Below are 20,417 nucleotides of genomic sequence, written 5' to 3'. Positions count from 1 at the left end.
TCCTGGCGGTATTCAGTGGGAAATGAACGGGGTCAGATGCCCCAGGCAAAGGGGTCCTGTTCGTCGATCAGCAGGGTGCTGTCGGCGGTCATATGGGCGCGGCCGGTGATGAACGGGCGGATGCGTTCGCCGTCGCGCTCGAAGCGGCCCTGGAACTGGCTGCCGGTGATGCTGGCCTGGACCCAGACCTGGCCTTCGGCGAGCTTGCCGTCGGCGGCCAGGCAGGCGAGCTTGGCGCTGGTGCCGGTGCCGCAGGGCGAGCGGTCGTAGGCCTTGCCGGGGCACATGACGAAGTTGCGGCTATCGGCATGGGCGTCGTCGGCGAACAGCTCGACATGGTCGATCGGCGCGCCGTGCTCGCCAGTGATGCCCTGGGCTTCGAGGGCCTTGAGCAGGGCCCAGGTGTAGTCGCTGAGGGCGTCGCGGTTATCCAGTTCGATGCGCTGGCCATGCTCGCTGACCAGGAAGAACCAGTTGCCGCCCCAGGCGATGTCGCCGTGCACCAGGCCATGCCCCGGCACGTGCACCGCCACCTGTTGGCGGTAGCGGTAGGACGGCACGTTGCCGATGGTGATGGCACCGTCGGCGTGCAAGTTGGCGCTGACCGGGCCGACCGGGGTGTCGATCTTGTGCTCGCCGGGCTGGATCCGGCCCAGGTGCGCCAGCGAGGCGACCAGGCCGATGGTGCCGTGGCCACACATGTTCAGGTAGCCGGCGTTGTTGAAGAAGATCACCCCGCAGATGGCATCCTCGGACACTGGCGGGCAGTACAGCGCGCCCACCAGCACATCGTTGCCGCGTGGTTCCAGCAGGCAGGCGCGACGCCAGTGATCGTGCAGTTCGCGCAGTTCGTCGCGCTGCTCGGCCAGGGTCCGGCCGGTCAGGGCGGGAAAGCCCTTCATCACCAGGCGGGTGGGTTCGCCGCCGGTGTGGGAGTCGATGACGTGGATCTGTTTCATGGGCGTGTCCGTTGCAATGTGAATGTGGCGGTGCCTGGCAAGGGCTTCGCCCTTGTTCGCGGGCAAGCCCGCTCCCACAGGATGTGCGTTGCGTTCAGGAGGCCAGCGCGGCAGGGGAATGCGTGCCAGGGGCTGGTGTGGCGGCCTCGCTCTCGTCGTCGCCATCCAGCCGTACCAGATGGGCCGGCACGCCGGTGGCGGCACCCCAGTAGTAGATGCCCAGCGCGGCGCCAGCCACGACCAGGGTGTCGAAGGGATGGCCGATCACCCCCAGGCCGCCGAAGCTGCCCAGCCAGGAGAGCAGGATGGTCACGGCGTAGAAGCCGATCAGCCAGGCTGACGAGCGCACCTGCTGGCCCAGGGGCAGGTGTTCGGTGGGCACGAAGCGGCGGCACAGCAGGTACAGCACGAACATCACGATCTGCAGGGCCAGCAGCCAGGACACGGTGTTCCAGCCCGACCAATAGACGATCAGCGCGGCGATGATGAACGACAGCGGGCCGAGCACGCCCATGCCCTTGACCCGGAACGGGCGGGCCATGTTCGGGGCGTTGCGACGCAGGGCGGCGACCGACACCGGGGCCACGGCATAGCTGAGCACCAGGGCGGCGGAGACCACGTTGATCAGCGCTTCCCAGGAAGGGAACGGCAAGGTCCAGAACACCGCCAGGGCGAAGGTCAGCCACAGCGCCGGGCGCGGAATGCCGGACTGCTCGTCGATGCGGGTGAAGTACTTGAAGAAGGTGCCGGTCTGCGCCCAGCCATAGACCACACGCGGGGTGGCGTTCATGTAGATGTTGCCGCAGCCGCTGGGGGAGATCACCGCATCGGCCACCACCAGGTAGGCCAGCCAACCCACTCCCAGGGCGAGGGCGATGTCACGGTAGGGCAGGGCCAGTTCCTTGGAGATCCCAGCCCAGCCGTTGGCGAGCATTTCGGTCGGCACGCTGCCGAGGAAGGCCAGTTGCAGCAGCGCATAGATGGCGGTGGACAGCAGCACCGAGAGGATCAGCGCAATAGGGATGGTGCGCTGCGGGTTCTTCACTTCACTGGCCACCGAGATGATCGGCGTCAGGCCCAGGTAGGCGAAGATGATCCCACCCGCCGACACCGCCATTTCCACCCCGGATAGACCGAACGGGGCGAAGCCCTGGACTTCGAAGTTCTCCGGTTTGAAGAAGGTGAACAGCACGCCGATCACCAGCAGCGGCACGATGAACTTGAACACGCTGACCAGGTTGTTGGCCTTGGCGAAGGTCTTCACGCTGCGGTAGTTGAGCAGGAAGAACAGCCCGAGCAGGGCGAACTGCACCAGCCAGCCGAGCACCGTCGGATCGCTGGAGCCGGTCTTGGTCAAGGCCGGGAACCAGGCCGCGGCGTACTGGCGCGAGGCGACCACCTCGATGGCGATCAGGCTGGAGAAGGCGATCAGGGTGATGAAGCCCATCAGGTAGCCCAGCAACGGCCCGTGGGAGTACACCGGGTAGCGCACCACGCCACCGGCCCGCGGCAGGGCGGCGCCGAGCTCGCAGTAGACGATGCCCAGCAACAGCACGGCGAAGCCGCCGAGGAACCAGGAGAGGATGCCGGCCGGACCGGCGATGGCCGAGACGTGGCTGGCGGCGAACAGCCAGCCGGAGCCGAAGATCGCGCCCAGGCCGATGAAGGTGAGGTCCAGCAGGGAGAGCTGTTTCTTGAATTTGCCTGACATGGGGTCGCCTTTTTGTAGGTTTTGGGTAGGCAGGTCTGATGTCACGATGGGGCTTGCGTGGGGCATAGAGTGGACCGATCAAGGCGGCGGTTCTTGATGGTTTTCGCCAAGGTGGATGACGAAATCGGCACAGTTTCAGAAAAAACTGGCGGTGGGACAGGGCCAGTGGATAGGCTGAACGCGCCGGCCCTTTCGCGGGCCAGGCGTTGAATTCGAAACTGGCACCGTCCCAGTGGGAGCGGGTTTACCCGCGAAGCGCGCGGCGCGCTCAGCAAGGTGAAGGCAGATGACCGTGAACGCCCTGGCAACCCTGCACCAACACCTCGACCAGCACCGCCCCGAGTCGCTGGAGGCCTTGCTGGCCGGTGCGGTATGGCTGCTGCCGATGCTCGACGTCATCGCCAACGCGGCGATATTCATCAAGGACGACCAGGCCCGCTACGTGCTGGCCAACCGCACCCTGGTGCAGCGCTGCGGCCTGCGTCAGTTGCAGCCGCTGCTGGGCAAGACCAGCGCCGAGGTGTTTCCGGCACGCCTGGGCCCCGGCTACACCGAGCAGGACCGACGCGTGCTGGAACAGGGCCTGGTGCTGGAGGACCAGCTCGAGTTGCACCTGTACGGCAGCCGTGAACCGGGCTGGTGCCTGACCCACAAGCGTCCGCTGTACGATCGGGGCGGTCGTATCATCGGCCTGGTGGGGATTTCCATCGACCTGCAGTCAGCCGCCGACACCCACCCGGCCTACCAGCGCCTGGCCGCCGTGGACGGGCATATCCGCGCGCACTTCCACCAGCCGATCAGCATGGGCGAGCTGACCCGCATCGCCGGCATCTCGGTGGCGCAGCTGGAGCGCTATTGCAAGAAGGTCTTCCATCTCACGCCGCGGCAGATGATCCACAAGGCGCGCCTGGAACACGCCCATCGGCTGTTGCACAGCGACCTGCCGATCATCGAGGTGGCCCTGCGCTGCGGCTACACCGATCACAGCGCCTTCAGCCGGCAGTTCAGGCAACTGACCGGCTTCACCCCGCGGCAGTACCGCCAGGCGACGGCTCAGGAAGGCTGAAACAGTGCCTTAGCTTCGTCGAAGCACTGCTCGGCGATCGCCGAACGTGGTTCGCTGCGGCGCAGCAGCAGGCCGACCGGGCTGTGGATGCTGGCGTCCTGCACCGGGATGATGCGCATGTGCTGGCTCAACTCCTCCAGCCCGCAATCGAGGGGCATGATCGCGCAGCACACGCCGGTGTTGATCGCCTGGATCAGCTGGAAGGTCGAGTCGCTCTCGAGCACCGCGTTGGGTTCAAGGCCACGGCTGCGGAAGCTCAGGTCCAGCGACTGGCGATAGTGCATGCCTTTGCTCAGCAGGCCCAGCGGCAGCTCGCCGAGGTCGTCCCAGCGCAGGGACTCGGCCTCGAACTGGAAATGCCGGGTGTCGTGCAGCAGGCCCATGGTGGTGGTGCTCAGCTCGATGACCTCGAAGAAACTGGTGTTGACCTGGTCGAGGTAGCAGATGCCGAGGTCGAGCTGGTTGCGGCTCAGGCCGTCGATGACCTGTTCGGAACTCAGCGACGACAGCTGGAAATGCAGCTCGGGGTACTTTTCGCGCAGCGGCATCAGCAGTGCCATCGGGTTGAAGCTGGCCAGCGGCACGGTGCCCAGGCGCAGGCTGCCGACTACCTGGCCGCGACAGCTGGCGGCCTCGGCCTGCAGGCCGTCGTGGGCGGCGAGCAGGGTGCGGGCCCAGGCCAGGATGCGCTCGCCGGCCTCGGTGAAGCCTTCGAAGCGCTGGCCGCGCTTGACCAGTACCAGGTCGAGCTCGTCCTCAAGGTTGCGCAGGCGCATGGACAGGGTCGGCTGGGTGATGTGGCACAGCGCGGCGGCCTGGCCGAAGTGGCGGGTCTGGTCGAGGGCGATGAGGAACTTGAGCTGTTTGATGTCCATGGGGCGGCCTGGGTTGCGGGGTGTGATGACCTTAACCAAGAGTGAAGCATCTGGCTAATCATTGATGTAGATCTATTGCGCGAACCGCGACGCAAACCTGCGCCGGCGAAGGCGGCCAAGCGCCAGTGGGCGGGGCGTGGGCGCTGATAGAAAGCGTCGATCACGCGGTATGCGCTATCGATTGGACGCTGGCAGGGCATGCCTCTAACGTGGCCGCGAGTCCATTTCCGGAGCCGTTCCCATGAGCGTGAAACCCGATGCGGTGTTCGTGCCGCTGAACATCGCCGTGCTGACCGTCAGCGATACCCGTACCTTCGACAACGACACCTCCGGCGAACTGCTGGCCAGCCGCGCGGTGGGCGTCGGGCATCGCCTGGTGGCGCGCGAGCTGCTCAAGGACGACCTGTACAAGATCCGCGCCCAGGTCGCCACCTGGATCGCCGACGAGCAGGTGCAAGTGGTGCTGATCACCGGCGGCACCGGCTTCACCGGGCGCGACAGCACGCCGGAAGCGGTGGGCTGCCTGTTGGACAAGCACATCGATGGATTTGGCGAATTGTTCCGCGCCCTGTCGATTCTCGATATCGGTACCTCCACGGTGCAGAGCCGGGCACTGGCTGGCATGGCCAACGGTACCCTGGTGTGCTGCCTGCCGGGCTCGACCGGCGCCTGCCGCACGGCCTGGGAGGGGATCCTTGCCGAGCAACTGGACGCGCGGCACCGGCCGTGCAACTTCGTTGCCCACCTCAAGCCGATCGGGCCATGTGAAAGCCGAGGTTAGTGCTTTTCTGTACTTGCCTCTTCGCGGGCAAGCCCGCTCCCACAGGGGGACTGCCCCCAACCCTTGGAACACGCCAGGCGCCAGATAATTCTGTGGGAGCGGGCTTGCCCGCGAAGAGGCCGGAGCGGAAGAATCCGACGCTTCAGCTCAGCACATGATCCACCGGCTCCAGCGCCGGTGGTAGCGGCTCGTGCCCCAGTGCCGCCAGCACATCGCGTTCGATGGTGCGCACCAGTGCATCGGTCGGCAGGTCGTTCTCATCGCGTCCGAACGGGTCTTCCAGCTCGTTGCCAATGGCATCGAGGCCGAAGAACGTGTAGCTGACGATGGTGGTGAACAGCGGCGCCAGCCAGCCCAGGGGTTCGGCCAGGGCGAACGGCAGCAGCAGGCAGAAGATGTAGATGGTGCGGTGCAGCAGCAGGGTATAGGGGAAGGGCAGGGGCGTGCCCTTGATCCGCTCGCAGGTGGCTTGCACATCCGACAGCCCGGTCAGGCGCTGTTCCAGCACGGTGTAGCGAAACTCGCTGATCGCGCCGTCTTTGGCCAGCCGTGAGCACTGCCCGCCGATATCGCGCAGGATACCGTCGCACACGTTGTGCGCGGTGATCGGCGCGTCCGCGGCCAGCCAGGTGCGGGCCAGGGGCCGTTCGTCTTCGTTGCGCAAGCGGGCGTTGAGGGCGTGGGCGAAGCCGCACAGGCCGCGCAGCATCTGCGCGCGCAGTTGCTGATCGTCGATTGCCACGCTTTCCCGGATGAACGAGCGCACCTCGATGATCATCCGCCCCCAGGCCTTGCGCCCTTCCCACCAGCGGTCGTAACAGGCGTTGTTGCGAAAGTTCATGAAGATCGACAGCGACAGGCCGAGCAGGGTGAACGGCGTGGCGCTGACCGGGTAGAACAGCGCCGGGTAGTGCCGCTCGATCAGCACGATCAATGCCGCCAGCAGGGTCACGCCCAGGCAGCGCAAGGCGATGCGCTGGACGATCGAGCCCTTGAGGGTGAACAGCACGCGCAGCATGTCGGGGCGTGAATGGACGATCAAGGCGGTTCCAGAGGCAGCCGATCAGCCGCCGGTCATGTTCATGAAGCGCAGGATCTGCACCTCGCCGCCGACCTCGAAATGATGGCGGTAGGGCTTGAGCTGCATGGCGTCGCGGATCGCCTGCTCCAGGCGCTCGCGGTCGCCGGGATGCTGGCGCAGGATCTGCTTGAGGTCCACCGAGTGCTCGTTGCCCAGGCACAGCAGCAGGCGGCCTTCGACGGTCAGGCGCACGCGGTTGCAGGTGGCGCAGAAGTTATGGCTGTGGGGCGAAATGAACCCGACCCGGGTGTTCGGCGCCTCGGCCAGGCGCCAGTAGCGTGCCGGGCCTTGGGATGACTCGGCCGACTCGATCAGGGTGAAGTGCTCGGCCAGGCGCGCGCGCACATCATCGCTGGAGCAGAACGACTCGCCGCGCTCGTGCTCGCTGATCACGCCCAAGGGCATTTCCTCGATGAAGGAAATGTCCAGTTCGCGGTCGATGGCGAAGCGCACCAGGTCGACGATCTCGTGATCGTTGCGGCCCTTGAGCACCACGGCGTTGAGTTTGGTGCGACGGAAACCCGCAGCGCGCGCGGCGTCGATGCCGGCAATCACCTGGTCGAGGTCGCCGGTGCGGGTCAGGGCACGGAAGCGCTCGCGGTCGAGGCTGTCGAGGCTGATGTTCAGGCGCGACACGCCGGCGTCGAACAGTGGCTGGGCCAGGCGACCCAGCTGCGAGCCATTGCTGGTCAGGCACAGTTCGCGCAGGCCGGGCAGGGCGGCGATGCGCCCGCACAGTTCGACGATACCTTGGCGCACCAGCGGTTCGCCGCCGGTCAGGCGGATCTTGCGGGTGCCCAGGGCGACGAAGCGCTCGGCAACCTGGTACAGCTCCTCGAGGCTGAGAATCTGCTGGCGCGGCAGGAACTGCATGTCTTCGGCCATGCAATAGACGCAGCGGAAGTCGCAACGATCGGTGACCGACATCCGCAGGTAGTCGACTTTGCGGTTGAAACCGTCGATCAGGGCCTGGGGGTTCTTTTCCACGTTCGCGCTCGTCTTTGAAGAAGAAGGGGGCGGCGATAAGCCGCAGACAAGGTTCAAGCTATAACCTGTGCCCAGTGCCGTCAAATTGCTTTGCCCGACCGTTCGATCAGTCTCCTCTATCGTGGCTGCAAGCCACGGCAGGCAAGGGCTTGGCTCCGTGATCGACGGCGTTTATCACGCTTTCACTTATTTCGATTGGACGCATCTGGGGCGCGCTTCTTAGGCTGGAAAAAACACCGCGCGAGATATTCAGAGCATGAGCCAGGACGAACACATCAGGGACTACAAGGGGCCGGCCGCCGGCTGGGGCGCGCTCAAGAGCGTGACCAAGAGCTGGCTGGGCAGCGAGAACGCCTTCAAGAACCTGCGGGCCATGCTCAAGACCAACCAGAACGGCGGTTTCGACTGCCCAGGCTGTGCCTGGGGCGAGTCGCCGGAAAGCGACATGGTCAAGTTCTGCGAGAACGGCGCCAAGGCGGTCAACTGGGAGGCCACCGGCCGCTCGGTGGACCCGGCGTTCTTCGCCCAGTACAGCGTCAGCGCGCTGCGTGAGCAGACTGACTACTGGCTTGAATACCAGGGCCGCCTCACTCATCCGATGCGCTACGACGCAGCCACCGACCACTACGTCGAGACCAGCTGGGAAGAAGCCTTCGCCCTGATCGCCCGGCACCTGAACGCCCTCGAGTCGCCCGACCAGGCCGAGTTCTACACCTCGGGTCGGGCCAGCAACGAGGCGGCGTTCCTCTACCAGCTGTTCGTGCGCGCCTACGGCACCAACAACTTCCCTGACTGCTCGAACATGTGCCATGAGGCCAGTGGCGTGGGCATGGCCGAAACGCTGGGGGTGGGCAAGGGCACTGTGGTATTCCACGACCTGGAGCTGGCCGACGCGATCTTCGTCATTGGCCAGAACCCCGGCACCAACCACCCGCGCATGCTCGAGCCATTGCGCGAGGCGGTCAAGCGTGGTGCCCAGGTGGTCTGCTTCAACCCGCTCAAGGAGCGGGGCCTGGAGCGTTTCCAGCATCCGCAGCACCCGTTCGAGATGCTCAGCAATGGCTCCGAGCCGACCAACACTGCCTACTTCCGTCCAGCCCTGGGCGGCGACATGGCGGCCATGCGCGGCATTGCCAAGTTCCTCCTGCAGTGGGAGCGCGAGGCACAGCTGAACAACGAGCCGCCGGTGCTCGACCATGCCTTCATCGCCGAGCACACCAGCGGCGTCGAGGATTACCTGGCGCTGGTGGATGCCACGCCATGGGAGCACATCATCGAGCAGTCCGGCCTGAGCAAGGCCGAGATCGAGCTGGCCGCGCGCATGTACCGCAAGGCCGAGCGGGTGATCATGTGCTGGGCCATGGGCGTCACCCAGCACCGCCATTCGGTGCCGACCGTGCAGGAAATCGTCAACCTGCAGTTGCTGCGCGGCAACGTCGGCAAGCCGGGCGCCGGCCTGTCGCCGGTGCGTGGCCACAGCAACGTGCAGGGCGACCGCACCATGGGCATCGACGAGAAACCCAAGGCGCAGTTGCTCGATGCCATCGAGCGGCGCTTCCAGTTCACGGTGCCACGTGCGCACGGGCACAACGCCGTGCTGGCGATCAAGGCCATGGAAGAGGGCCAGGCCAAGGTGTTCATCGGCCTGGGCGGTAACTTCGCCCAAGCCACGCCGGACACTCCGCGCACCCATGCGGCGTTGCGCAACTGCGAGCTGACCGTGCAGATTTCCACCAAGCTCAACCGCTCGCACCTGGTCACCGGGCGCGATGCGCTGATCCTGCCATGCCTGGGCCGCACCGAGATCGACATCCAGGCCGAAGGCCCGCAAGGCGTTACCGTGGAAGACACCTTCAGCATGGTGCACATCTCCCATGGCCAACTGAAACCGCGTTCGCCGCACCTGCGTTCGGAGCCGGCGATCGTCGCCGGCATGGCCCAGGCCACCCTGGGCAAGCGGCCGATCGATTGGGACCATGTGATCGCTGACTACGGCCGCATCCGCGACTTGATTGCCGAAGTGATTCCGGGGTTCGGCGATTTCAACGAGCGCTTGCAGCATCCGGGTGGGTTCCACCTGGGCAACAACGCCGCGGACCGCAACTTCCGCACCGCCACTGGCAAGGCGCGCTTCACCGCCAGCGAACTGCCGGTGCAACTGGTCAACGAAGCGGTGCTGGCGCGCGGCGACAAGCCGGACCTGATCCTGCAGAGCCTGCGCTCGCACGACCAGTACAACACCACGCTGTATGGCCTGGACGACCGCTATCGCGGCGTGTTCGGCCTGCGCGAGGTGGTGTTCGTCAACGAGGCCGACATTCGTCGCCTGGGCTTCGAGCCGGGCGAGCAGGTCGACCTGGTGTCGCTGTGGGAGGATGGCCGTGAGCGGCGGGTGTCGGGCTTCCGCCTGGTGGCCTATGACGTGCCGCAAGGGCAGGCGGCGGCGTACTACCCGGAGACCAACCCGCTGGTGCCGCTGGAAAGTTATGGCGAAGGCACCTACACGCCGACCTCGAAGTTCGTGGCGATCAAGCTGGAGAAGGCCCAGGCCGGCAACCGGATCGAAGTGATCGCCGCGCAGGACTGAGGAACACCGCTGGTCGACTAACTGTGGGAGCCGGCCTTGCTGGCGAACCCGGCGACGCGGTGCCTGGTGCTGGCTATGCCGGTGTTCGCGGGTAAACCCGCTTCCACAGGGGGCACGCCGCAGGGTGTTAGCGATGCACTGGATACGCCGTGGTGTACTTCATTTGCTCCATGGCAAAGCTCGAGGTGATGTTCGACAGCCCGTCGGTGCTGGTGATCAGCTTCTTGTAGAAGCGGTCGTAGGCGGCGATGTCGCCCACCACCACCCGCAGCATGTAGTCCCAGTCCCCCGACATGCGGTACACCTCCATCACCTCCTCGAACGCCGTCACCGTGGCGGCGAACTGGGCCAGCCAGGCGCTGTCGTGGCGCTGGGTCTTGAGCTGGACGAACACCGTCAGGCCCAGGCCCAGGCGCTCAGGGTCGAGCAGGGCGACGCGCCCCTTGATGTAGCCGTCCTCCTCCAGGCGCTTGACCCGTTTCCAGCACGGTGTGGTGGACAGGTTGACCGCTTCGGCCAGGTCCTTGAGCGACAGCGAGGCGTCGCGCTGGAGCAGGGTGAGGATGTGCTGGTCGAAACTGTCCATTGCGTGACATGGCCTGGAAAGAGAAAAAGTTTCCAGAGAGTAGCGGCTGGCGCACGCCATTGGAATCGTCATGCACGACCAGGCGATAACAACGTTCCGCCAGCGCCGAGCCAGGGCGGATATGAGATAGTGACGCTTTTCCACTCTCAGCCCATGGGCCCGAACATGTCCGACAAGCCGCGCAATTTCGCCACTCGCACCATCCACGCCGGCGAGCAGTCCAGCGTTGCCGACAACGCCATCTTCCCGGCGATCGTCACCTCCAGCTCGTTCATCAAGCGCGGTTTGGACGACAACCCCGAATACGCCTACAGCCGGGTCAGCAACCCGACCCGGCATGCCTACGAGACCTGCGTCGCGGCGCTGGAAGAGGGCGTTGGCGCGGTTGCCTGCGCCTCGGGCGTCAGTGCTACCGCCACGGTACTGGAACTGCTCTCCAAGGATGCCCATGTGGTGGTGATGAACGGCGTCTACGGCGGCACCTTCCGCTTGCTGGAAGACTACCGTGGGCGTACCTCGGGCCTGACCACCACCTATGTCGACCTCAACGATATCGACGCCGTGGCGGCGGCGATCCGCCCGGACACGCAACTGATCTGGATCGAGTCGCCGACCAACCCGCTGCTGCACCTGGTGGACATCAAGGCAGTGTGCGAGCTGGCGCGCGCCCGCGGCGTGCTGACCTGCATCGACAATACCTTCTGCTCGCCGTGGAACCAGCAGCCGATCACCCTGGGCGTCGACCTGGTGATGCACTCGGCCAGCAAGTACATCGGCGGCCACTCCGACCTCACCGGTGGTGTGGTGGTGGCGGCCAACCCGGAGCTGCTGGGGCGCCTGCGCAAGATCAGCATGGCGGTCGGCGCGATCCAGGGGCCGTTCGACTGCTACCTGGCGCTGCGCGGCTTGAAGACCCTCGATGTGCGCATGGAACGCCAGAGCGCCAACGCCCTGCGCGTGGCGCAGTTCCTCGAACAGCACCCGCAGGTCGAGCAGGTGTTCTATCCCGGCCTTGAGAGCCACCCCCAGCATGACCTTTGCAAACGGCAGATGCGCACCGGTGGCGCGGTGGTGGCGTTGCGTATCAAGGGTGATCGGGCGGCGGTCAATCGCCTGGTCGAGGCCCTGCAGATCTTCGTGCTGGCCGACTCGCTGGGTGGGGTGGAGAGCATGATCAACCACTCCTGGAGCATGTCGCACAACTCGCTGAGCCCGGAGCAGAAGGGGGGGATGGGGATCAGCGAGAACCTGCTGCGGTTGTCGGTGGGGATCGAGGACTATCGCGATCTGATCGAGGATCTGGATATGGCGTTGAAGGCTTCGGCTGACGCGTGATGGCTGCCGGCCCATTCGCGCTTCCACAGGTACAGCACCGATTGCAATGAGGGTGGTGACCCTGTGGGAGCGGGTTTACCCGCGAAGAGGCCGGCAAGTGTTCTGATTCAGTCAGGATTTGGGCGGATGGACGATCCGTTCGATCTTGTCCTTGAGCAGCAAGCGTTCCTTGCGCAGCTGGGTGACCTTGTCGTCATTGGTGCCGTTGCCTTCGGCGGCTACCACTTCCTTGTCCTTGGCGTTGTATTCCTTGTGCAGCTTGTGCAGGTCGTGGTCCTTGTCGATGAGGGCCTGGAACTGCTCGGCGGAAACATGCAGGTCTGCGAGCAAATCATGCGGAACGGGCATTTCTTCACCTCTCTGGCGGGTTGTCGAACGAGCCTGAATCCTGAGGATAGTCGCCTTTGCCCCATTGCGGGACTGGGGTAGGCTGTCGCACTTCCCCCGTGCAACTGGAACCTGCGCCATGCCTCACCTGAACCTCGAATACAGCGACAACCTGCGTGACCTCAATGTCGACGTGCTGCTGTTGCGCCTCAACCATGCCCTGGTCGGCAGCGGCCAGTTCGCCGAAGAGCTGGACATCAAAAGTCGCGCCCAAGCGTTTGCCCAATACCGTATCGGCACCGCGCCGGGCGAGCGAGCCTTTGCCCATGTGCGCCTGGCGATCCTCAGCGGCCGCGCGGAGCAGGTCAAGCAGCAGCTGTCCAATAGCTTGCTCGAAGTCCTGCGCGAGGCGATTCCGACCCAGGCCGGGCTGGACATTCAACTGTGCGTGGAGGTGCTGGACATCGACCGCGCGCCGTACGCCAAACTTCGCCTGCCTGGCTGAATGGCGGCTGAATGAAAGTTGTTTAATTACAGAAAGACGCCAAGTCAGCGATTTGTTGGCGTCTTTTTCACAAAAAATTGATGCCCGGCTTTCTAGAGTTCGCCCAACTTCCCAACCTGCCCCTGCGAGCAGGTCGACCCCGTCGAACCCTTACTGCGAACGCCATGCTAAAAATTAAATCCCTGCGGACTGAATGGGTCACGTTGCTGGCCAGCCTTTACCTGCTGGTCGGTATGAACATGTTTCTCTGGGGGCACCTAGAAGATATCGTACCGCCCGGCATGGTGGGGCTGTGGCTGAGCCTGGCATTCGCGGTGATGATGCTGTTCGCGTTCAATCTCATTCTCACGCTGTTGGCATTTCGTTATGTATTGAAGCCGGTATTGATTGTCTTGTTCATGAGTGGCGCGGCGGTGGCTTATTTCATGAACCAATATGGCGTACTTATCGATGCCGGCATGTTCCGTAATGTCGCCGAAACCAACGCTGCGGAAGTGCGAGACTTGCTCTCGTTGAAGTTTGCCTTGTATATGCTGTTGCTCGGCGTGTTGCCGTCGCTACTGGTGTGGAAGGCCAACATCGCCTATCGCTCCTGGCACCGCGAACTGCTTGGCAAGCTGGTGGTCAGTGGCGCCTGCGTGGTGGCGCTGGGTTCGGTGGCGCTGGTCAACTACCAGGGGCTTTCCTCGTTGTTGCGCAATCACCACGAACTGCGCCTGATGCTCACGCCGAGCAATATCGTCGGCGCCTCGTTCGGTTATGTGCGTGAACAGATCGGCAGTGCTGCCCAGCCGTTCCAAGCCTATGGCGAAGATGCCCGCCGCGATGCCGCCTGGCAGCACCATGCGCGCAAGTCGTTGACAGTGCTGGTGGTGGGCGAAAGCGCCCGGGCGGACAACTTCGGCGTGCTTGGCTATGCCCGCGATACCACGCCGCGACTGGCCAAGGAACAGGGCCTGCTGAGCTTCACCGACGTGCATTCCTGTGGTACCGAGACCGCGGTGTCGGTGCCTTGCATGTTCTCCGGCATGGGCCGCAAGGACTACGTGCCGAGCGTGGCGAAGAACCGCGAAGGCCTGCTCGATATCCTCCAGCGCGCTGGCCTGGCCGTGCAGTGGCGTGACAACCAGTCCGGCTGCAAGGGCACCTGTGATCGGGTGCAGTTCATCGATGTCAGCAACCTCAAGGACCCGGCCCTGTGCGCCAATGGCGAATGCCATGATGAGATCCTGCTGCAGGGCCTCGGCGAGCTGATCGACAACCTCGACCAGGACACCGTGCTGGTGCTGCACCAGATGGGCAGCCACGGTCCCGAGTATTTCAAGCGCTACCCGGCCGGTGCCGAGCCATTTACCCCGGTGTGCCGCAGCAATGCGCTGAACCAGTGCAGCGAACAGGAAATCGTCAATGGCTATGACAACACCTTGAGCTATACCGACAAGGTACTGGCATCGTTGATCGACACCCTGCGCAGCAAGCAAGACAAGGTCGACACCGCGATGATCTACCTGTCCGACCATGGCGAGTCGCTGGGCGAGTACAACCTGTTCCTGCATGGCACGCCGTACATGATGGCGCCGGACCAGCAGAAGCATGTGCCGCTGCTGGCCTGGTTCTCCGACAGTTACCAGCAGGACTTCGGCCTCGACACCGACTGCCTGGCCAAGCTGCGCGATGCACCGTTGTCCCAGGACAACCTGTTCCACTCGATGCTTGGCCTGTTGCAGGTGCGCACCGGGGTCTACCAGCAGTCGCTGGACATGTTTGCCGGCTGCCGCCCCTGGCTGGCGGCCGATCGCTGACCGCCGCCGCGGTCGGTACCAAGGATGGCGTGGCTTGCGAGGTTTCACCCAGAGCGCCCGCGCCGTATATACTGCGCGCCAATGTTAGTGGGAGAGCCTCGTGGCCATCGATATTCACTGGATCCGTGACGACCAGACCCTGGCCGAGCACTGCCAACAATGGCATGAGCTGCCTTTCGTGGCACTCGACACCGAATTCATGCGGGTCGACACCTTCTACCCCAAGGCCGGGCTGATCCAGATCGGCGACGGTCAACGCGCCTATCTCATCGATCCGCTGCTGATCCGTGACTGGCAACCGCTGGCCGCGTTGCTCGAGGACAGCGGCGTGGTCAAGGTGCTGCACGCCTGCAGCGAAGACCTCGAGGTGCTGCTGCGCCTGACCGGCAAGCTGCCGCAACCGCTGTTCGACACGCAACTGGCCGCCGGCTACCTGAACATCGGCTTCTCGATGGGCTATTCGCGCCTGGTCCAGGATGTGCTGGGCATCGAGCTGCCCAAGGGCGAGACCCGCTCCGACTGGTTGCAGCGCCCGCTGTCGGACACCCAGGTCAGCTACGCCGCCGAGGACGCCGTGCACCTGGCCGAGCTGTTCGAAGCCCTGCGCCCCCGGTTGTCCGACGACAAGTACGCCTGGGTGCTGGAGGACGGCGCCGAGCTGGTCGCCGCGCTGCGCCGCGAAGTCGAGCCCGAGACCCTGTACCGCGATGTCAAGCTGGCCTGGAAGCTCGGCCGCCAGCAACTGGCGGTGCTGCGCGAATTGTGCGCCTGGCGTGAGCGTGAGGCCCGCAGCCGCGATGTGCCGCGCAACCGCATCCTCAAGGAACATTCGCTGTGGCCCATGGCCAGGAGCCAGCCGGATAGCCCATCTGCGCTGGCGAAAATCGACGAGATGCACCCGCGCACCATCCGCCAGGACGGTGAGCAGCTGATCCAGCTGATCAAGCGGGCCGCCAGCCAGCCCCAGGAGCAATGGCCCGAGCCACTGCCGGAGCCCCTGCCGATCGAAGCCGCCGGCATCCTCAAGCGCCTGCGTGCCATCGGCCAGGCCGAGGGCGAGCGGTTGGGCATCGCCCCAGAGCTGATGCTGCGCAAGAAAGCCCTCGAAGCCCTGCTCAAGAGCGGCTACCCCAATGGCCCCTATCAACTGCCTGATGCACTGCGCGGCTGGCGTCGCGAGCGCATGGGCCAGGCCCTGCTGGACGATCTGGCCGGCGCCGGAGATTGCCGATGAAACGTATCTGCTCGATCTACAAGAGCCCCCGCAAGAACGAGATGTACCTCTATGTGCTCAAGGCCGAAGGCCTGACCCGCGTCCCAGAGGGGCTGCTGCCGTTCTTCGGCACGCCAGTTCATGCGTTCGACCTGGTGCTGACCCCCGAGCGCAAGCTGGCCCGCGAGGACATCGCCAAGGTGCTGGAAAACCTCGACAACCAGGGTTACCACCTGCAGATGCCGCCGCCGGAAGACGACTATATCGAGCACCTGCCCGAAGAGCTGTTGCGTCGTAACGACCCGGCCTGATCCCGGCGTGGTCTCCTCCCCACGGCCCGCCTGGCGGGCCGCTTTCGTTGTTTGCCAAGGTTGTGTTTGCACATGCGTGTTCTGATCGCTGAACAGGATCATGCCCACTACGCTCGCCTGCTGCGCGAGCTGGCACCGGACCTGGAGGTCCTGACCAGCGGCGATTCCGCCGAGCTGGCGCGTTTCGCTCCCGAGTGCCCGGTGTGGCTGGGCCAGCCGGACCTGCTGGCCAGCCTGCTGCGCCAGGGCCACAAACCCCAGTGGATGCAGTCGACCTGGGCTGGTATCACACCGCTGTTGGCCGACGGCCTGCCGCGTGACTACCGCCTGACCCGCGCTGTGGGAATCTTTGGCCAGGTGATGGCCGAGTACATGCTCACCTATCTGCTGGGCCATGAACGCGAGGTGTTGTCGCGCCTGGTCAGCCAGGTCGAGCGGCGTTGGGACGACCGCCCGGGGCGCACCCTGGAAGGGCGCCGGGTGCTGATCGTCGGCACCGGCGACATTGGCCAGCGGGTGGCGGAGTTCCTGCAGCCGTTCGGCGTCATCCTCTACGGCGTGGCCAGCAGTGCCCGCGAGCAGGCGCCGTTTGTCGAGGTGGCTGGGCTCGATCAGTTGCCGCGCTTGGTCGGCGAGGTCGACTACGTGCTCAACCTGCTGCCCGATACCCCGGCGACCCACGACCTGTACGATGCGGCACTGTTCAAGCGCTTCAAGCCCAGCGCGCTGTTCATCAATGCCGGGCGCGGTGTGGCGGTGGTCGATGCCGATCTGGTCGAGGCGCTAAAGCAGGGGCACCTGGCCGGGGCGGTGATCGATGTCTGCCGCCAGGAGCCGTTGCCACAGCGCCATCCGTTTTGGACCGCCTGGGGGTTGCTGCTGACCGGGCACAGCTCGGCACCCACCTCGCCGCTGGCGATGGTGCGGTTGTTCGTCGAGAATGCGCGGGCGTATGCGGCGGAGCAGGCGCTGCGGGGCGAGGTGGATTTCACTCGCGGTTATTGAGTCGAGCTGTAGCGGCCTCTTCGCGGGCAAGCCCGCTCCCACACTTGAAAGTGGTGATATCCCTGTGGGAGCGGGCTTGCCCGCGAAGAGGCCGGTCCAGGCGACAGAGAATTACAGGCTGAACTCACCCTCGGCCGCCAGTTCGCTCAGCGGCCGGCGCGGGCTCGGCACTTCGCGGGCCTGCAGGCCTTCGGCCAGGGTCGCCTTGTCGCCCAGCTTGCCGATCGCCACCATCGCGTGCAGCGCATAGCCTTCGGGGATCTTCAGCTCGCGACGGGCCAGGTCCTGGTCGAAACCGGCCATGCCGTGAGTGTGCCAGCCGCTGATGCTGGCCTGCAGCGCCAGGTGGCCCCAGGCGGAGCCTGTGTCGAAGGTGTGCCACAGGGCCGGCTTCTCTTCTTCGGTGCCTGGCGCGGCAAAGGTGGTTTTGGAGATGATCAGCACCAGCGCCGAGGCGTGCTGCGCCCAGCTGCGGTTGAACTCGTTGAGGATCGCCAGGTAGCGCGCCCAGCTCGGCGTGTCGCGGCGGGCGTAGAGGAAGCGCCAAGGCTGCGAGTTGTAGGCCGAAGGCGCCCAGCGCGCGGCCTCGAGGAAGCTCAATAGGGTTTCCTGGCTGATCGGCTCGTCGCTGAAGGCGCGGGGCGACCAGCGGTTGATGAACTGCTCGTTGATGGCATAGTCGGCGATGCGTGGGGTGGCGCTCATGGCTGCTCCTGCAAGGGCGGGGTCGAAGAGCGCACGCTACTGTGTCCGGCGAGCACTGACAAGCGGTCTGGCAATGCCGCCGGACTGCCTCTAGACTGGCGCCGCCGCGCGCCGCGGATTGAAGTTGACTGCAGGAAACCGTGTGATGATCGCCGATACCGCGCCCTTCTGGCGGCGCAAGACCCTCGACCAGCTCGACCCCCAGGAGTGGGAGTCGCTCTGCGACGGCTGTGGCCTGTGCTGCCTGCAGAAGCTCGAGGATGAAGAGGACAACAGCGTCTATTACACGAGTATCGCCTGCAAGCTGCTCGACCTCGACAGCTGCGCCTGCAGCGATTACCCCAATCGCTTCGAACAGGTGCCTGACTGCATCCAGCTGACCCCGGGCAAGGCCGACCAGTTCAAGTGGCTGCCGCCGACCTGTGGTTACCGCCTGGTCAGCGAGGGCAAGGACCTGCCAGCCTGGCATCACCTGGTGAGCGGGGATCGCCAGCAGGTGCATGAGCAACGCATTTCCCGGTCGGGGCGCATGCTCAGTGAAAACGATGTGGATGAAGACGACTGGGAAGACCACCTGATCTTTCGCGCGGGTTGAGCCTCGCGGCTACAAGGAGTTTCGCTATGCGTCGCCCGCTGTTGATGGTGCTTGGCCTGCTGCTCAGTACGCAGGCACTGGCGAAGAAGGTCGACCTCGACTACCAGGTACGCCTGCTGCCGCAAAGCGGCCAGGCCGAAGTGCGCCTGACCCTGGCCGAGGGCAGCGCGGTGCGCAGCCTGGACTTCGACCTGGGCAAGAGCGGCGCCTACAGCGACTTCCTGGCTGATGGCCAATGGCAGGTACAGAATGGGCGTGGCGTGTGGCGTCCCGCACCGGGCAAGACCAGCCTCAGCTACCGCGTGCTGCTCGACCAGCAACCCAAGGGGGGCGCCCATGAGGCGCGGATCACCCCGCATTGGGCGTTGTTCCGTGGCGACCAGTTGGTACCACCGGCGCGCCTCGACCAGCAGGACGGCACCGAGCTGGTGGCGCGGTTGGCCTTCGATCTGCCGGCGGGCTGGAAGAGTGTCGAAACCGCCTGGCCACGTATTGGTCGGCAGAAATTCCGCATCGATGATGTCTCGCGTCTGTTCGACCGCCCCACCGGCTGGATGCTCGCCGGCCACCTTGGTAGCCGCCGCGCTCGCCTGGGCGACACCGACGTGACCGTCGCCGCGCCGCAGGGGCAGGGGATGCGGCGCATGGATACGCTGACCTTGCTGACCTTCGTCTGGCCGCAGTTACAGGCGGTGTTCCCGCGCAACCCGTCCAAGCTGTTGCTGGTCGGCGCCCGTGACGAGATGTGGCGTGGCGTGCTGCCGGGCAACAACTCGTTGTATCTGCACAGTGGTCGGCCGTTGGTCAGCGAGAACGGCGCCAGCCCTCTGCTACGCGAACTGGTGCAACTGTTCGCCCAGATCAACGACCGTGACGGCAGTGATTGGCTGGGCGAGAGCCTGGCTGACTACTACGCCACCGAGCTGCTGCGCCGTGCCGGGGGCATGAGCGATGATCGCTACGAGGCCGCGCAGGCGCGTCTGCACAAGCTGGGTGACAAGGTGAACCACCTCAAGGGCGCCAAGGCCAGCCCCGCGCAAGTGGCGCGCGGTGTGCTGCTGCTGCAGGCGCTGGACCGCGAGATTCGCCTGCACAACCATGACAAGCGTTCGCTGGACGATGTCGCGCGGGCGCTGATGCGTCTGTCCAGCGTCAGTACCGAGGAGTTCGTGCAGATCAGCGAGAACGTGCTCGGGCGCCAGTCCGAGGTGTTGCAGAGCAAGGTGTTGCGCTAGGCGCGGGACTTTGATCGTGGGGCAAGTCTGTTCCCGCGCTCTGGTACTCATATGCCCTGGGCTGCGCTCATCCGCCGGTCACCGTCGCGGTACGGGTCGCGGCCTCGGCGCTGGCCTGCAGGGCCTTGAGTTCGGCCGCCCCGCATTCGATATCCCGATGCAGGCGCAGGTATTCGGCGCGATGGCGCTGCCACCAGGCCTTGGTCGAGCAATGACCGCTCACACCGCGGGCCAGGGCCAGGCCGCCCACGGCCACTTGCAGCATGCCCAGCAGGCCGCCTTGGCGCAGGCCTTTGCTGATCATCAGCGCACCACCGGCTAGGGAGCTGGCGCGTTCCAGGCCGTGGACATTGTGTTGCTGTGGATTCGTTGTGGGATGGATATCGTGCATTGCCAGGTCTCCTGAGGCTGGTGATATTCAGCAGACGGTGGTTGGCATACGAGCGTTCATTTTAATTGCCTGGGCGGCAACCTCGGCCAACTTCGAGTGTGTCCCGAGCATGCGCGGCTAATTAGAGTTTGTTGCTGTTGCTGTTGTGTTCTTGATTTTGCTTCTAAGTGCGCGATAGTTCAGGCACCACCAATTTCGACTTCAGGAGGCCGAGCGGAGTTCTTGCGGAGGGAGGTGACGGGCATGGATGCCCGTCAAGCGCTGCGCCCCAGGATGGGGCGTTCAGCGCGGTCCTCCCGGGAGCAAGAACGGAGCGAGGGGACCCCGGAGCGAAGCGTAGGGGCCGGATGAATGGAGCGA

At 65.0% G+C, this 20,417-nt stretch carries 20 protein-coding genes; 11 read left to right on the top strand and 9 right to left on the bottom strand.

The features are described from left to right. Positions 1-32: 32 nt before the first annotated feature. Together HU772_RS18175 and HU772_RS18170 are read right to left on the bottom strand one after the other, a co-directional pair. Complete coding sequence (locus tag HU772_RS18175) at positions 33-959, bottom strand: 4-hydroxyproline epimerase (protein WP_186662182.1); 927 nt, start codon at positions 957-959, stop codon at positions 33-35. Positions 960-1,053: 94 nt separating this feature from the next. Then, positions 1,054-2,670, bottom strand: coding sequence for an APC family permease (locus HU772_RS18170; RefSeq protein WP_186662181.1), 1,617 nt, complete (start codon positions 2,668-2,670; stop codon positions 1,054-1,056). 286 nt (positions 2,671-2,956) lie between these two features. Here HU772_RS18170 and HU772_RS18165 point away from each other — a divergent pair, with 286 nt between their 5' ends. Next, complete coding sequence (locus HU772_RS18165) at positions 2,957-3,736, top strand: AraC family transcriptional regulator (protein ID WP_186662180.1); 780 nt, start codon at positions 2,957-2,959, stop codon at positions 3,734-3,736. Here HU772_RS18165 and HU772_RS18160 read toward each other — a convergent pair. Next, positions 3,724-4,611 (bottom strand): LysR family transcriptional regulator, encoded by an 888-nt coding sequence (locus HU772_RS18160; RefSeq protein ID WP_186662179.1) that lies wholly within the window; start codon positions 4,609-4,611, stop codon positions 3,724-3,726. The genes HU772_RS18165 and HU772_RS18160 overlap by 13 nt on opposite strands. A gap of 241 nt (positions 4,612-4,852) precedes the next feature. Between HU772_RS18160 and moaB the strand changes: the two genes are divergently transcribed. Beyond that, the gene (moaB, locus tag HU772_RS18155) at positions 4,853-5,392 is read left to right on the top strand and encodes a molybdenum cofactor biosynthesis protein B (RefSeq protein WP_186662178.1); all 540 of its coding nucleotides are present in this window, start codon (positions 4,853-4,855) and stop codon (positions 5,390-5,392) included. Positions 5,393-5,534: 142 nt separating this feature from the next. Here moaB and HU772_RS18150 read toward each other — a convergent pair whose 3' ends face one another. Then, a complete protein-coding gene (locus HU772_RS18150; RefSeq protein ID WP_186662203.1) occupies positions 5,535-6,410 on the bottom strand; it encodes a bestrophin family protein in 876 nt (291 codons plus the stop codon). 45 nt (positions 6,411-6,455) lie between these two features. Next, complete coding sequence (moaA, locus tag HU772_RS18145; RefSeq protein WP_186662177.1) at positions 6,456-7,460, bottom strand: GTP 3',8-cyclase MoaA; 1,005 nt, start codon at positions 7,458-7,460, stop codon at positions 6,456-6,458. Between the two features lie 256 nt (positions 7,461-7,716). Here moaA and HU772_RS18140 point away from each other — a divergent pair, with 256 nt between their 5' ends. Then, on the top strand, positions 7,717-10,047 hold the full coding sequence (locus tag HU772_RS18140; protein WP_186662176.1) for an FdhF/YdeP family oxidoreductase: 2,331 nt from the start codon (positions 7,717-7,719) through the stop codon (positions 10,045-10,047). Positions 10,048-10,174: 127 nt separating this feature from the next. Here the strand turns inward: HU772_RS18140 and HU772_RS18135 are convergent, their stop codons facing one another. Continuing rightward, on the bottom strand, positions 10,175-10,633 hold the full coding sequence (locus HU772_RS18135; RefSeq protein WP_186662175.1) for an Lrp/AsnC family transcriptional regulator: 459 nt from the start codon (positions 10,631-10,633) through the stop codon (positions 10,175-10,177). A gap of 153 nt (positions 10,634-10,786) precedes the next feature. Here HU772_RS18135 and HU772_RS18130 point away from each other — a divergent pair, with 153 nt between their 5' ends. Next, positions 10,787-11,968, top strand: a complete 1,182-nt coding sequence (locus HU772_RS18130) for a trans-sulfuration enzyme family protein (RefSeq protein WP_186662202.1) — start codon at positions 10,787-10,789, stop codon at positions 11,966-11,968. Positions 11,969-12,079: 111 nt separating this feature from the next. Here the strand turns inward: HU772_RS18130 and HU772_RS18125 are convergent, their stop codons facing one another. Further along, complete coding sequence (locus HU772_RS18125; RefSeq protein ID WP_186662174.1) at positions 12,080-12,316, bottom strand: HP1242/YdcH family protein; 237 nt, start codon at positions 12,314-12,316, stop codon at positions 12,080-12,082. Positions 12,317-12,434: 118 nt separating this feature from the next. Between HU772_RS18125 and HU772_RS18120 the strand changes: the two genes are divergently transcribed. From HU772_RS18120 to HU772_RS18100, 5 genes are all read left to right on the top strand, one after another. Beyond that, positions 12,435-12,800 (top strand): 5-carboxymethyl-2-hydroxymuconate Delta-isomerase, encoded by a 366-nt coding sequence (locus HU772_RS18120; RefSeq protein WP_186662173.1) that lies wholly within the window; start codon positions 12,435-12,437, stop codon positions 12,798-12,800. Positions 12,801-12,964: 164 nt separating this feature from the next. Then, on the top strand, positions 12,965-14,602 hold the full coding sequence (locus tag HU772_RS18115; RefSeq protein ID WP_186662172.1) for a phosphoethanolamine transferase: 1,638 nt from the start codon (positions 12,965-12,967) through the stop codon (positions 14,600-14,602). A 100-nt stretch (positions 14,603-14,702) separates the two neighbouring features. After that, positions 14,703-15,836: a ribonuclease D gene (rnd, locus tag HU772_RS18110; RefSeq protein ID WP_186662171.1), complete on the top strand. Its 1,134-nt coding sequence runs from the start codon at positions 14,703-14,705 to the stop codon at positions 15,834-15,836. Continuing rightward, positions 15,833-16,126 (top strand): YcgL domain-containing protein, encoded by a 294-nt coding sequence (locus HU772_RS18105; RefSeq protein WP_186662170.1) that lies wholly within the window; start codon positions 15,833-15,835, stop codon positions 16,124-16,126. The genes rnd and HU772_RS18105 overlap by 4 nt, the downstream gene beginning before the upstream one ends. A gap of 72 nt (positions 16,127-16,198) precedes the next feature. Then, positions 16,199-17,131: a D-2-hydroxyacid dehydrogenase gene (locus tag HU772_RS18100; RefSeq protein WP_186662169.1), complete on the top strand. Its 933-nt coding sequence runs from the start codon at positions 16,199-16,201 to the stop codon at positions 17,129-17,131. A 111-nt stretch (positions 17,132-17,242) separates the two neighbouring features. Here HU772_RS18100 and HU772_RS18095 read toward each other — a convergent pair whose 3' ends face one another. Beyond that, complete coding sequence (locus tag HU772_RS18095) at positions 17,243-17,836, bottom strand: nitroreductase family protein (protein ID WP_186662168.1); 594 nt, start codon at positions 17,834-17,836, stop codon at positions 17,243-17,245. 145 nt (positions 17,837-17,981) lie between these two features. Here HU772_RS18095 and HU772_RS18090 point away from each other — a divergent pair, with 145 nt between their 5' ends. Together HU772_RS18090 and HU772_RS18085 are read left to right on the top strand one after the other, a co-directional pair. Further along, positions 17,982-18,431, top strand: a complete 450-nt coding sequence (locus HU772_RS18090; protein ID WP_186662167.1) for a YcgN family cysteine cluster protein — start codon at positions 17,982-17,984, stop codon at positions 18,429-18,431. 26 nt (positions 18,432-18,457) lie between these two features. Continuing rightward, the gene (locus tag HU772_RS18085; protein ID WP_186662166.1) at positions 18,458-19,666 is read left to right on the top strand and encodes a hypothetical protein; all 1,209 of its coding nucleotides are present in this window, start codon (positions 18,458-18,460) and stop codon (positions 19,664-19,666) included. Positions 19,667-19,733: 67 nt separating this feature from the next. Here the strand turns inward: HU772_RS18085 and HU772_RS18080 are convergent, their stop codons facing one another. After that, positions 19,734-20,057, bottom strand: coding sequence for a YgaP-like transmembrane domain (locus tag HU772_RS18080; protein ID WP_186662165.1), 324 nt, complete (start codon positions 20,055-20,057; stop codon positions 19,734-19,736). Between the last annotated feature and the right edge of the window lie 360 nt (positions 20,058-20,417).

It is taken from the genome of Pseudomonas xantholysinigenes, from assembly GCF_014268885.2.
GTDB lineage: Bacteria > Pseudomonadota > Gammaproteobacteria > Pseudomonadales > Pseudomonadaceae > Aquipseudomonas > Aquipseudomonas xantholysinigenes.
Note: the sequence above shows the minus strand (reverse complement) of the source record. Positions and strands in the feature narration are given on the sequence as shown.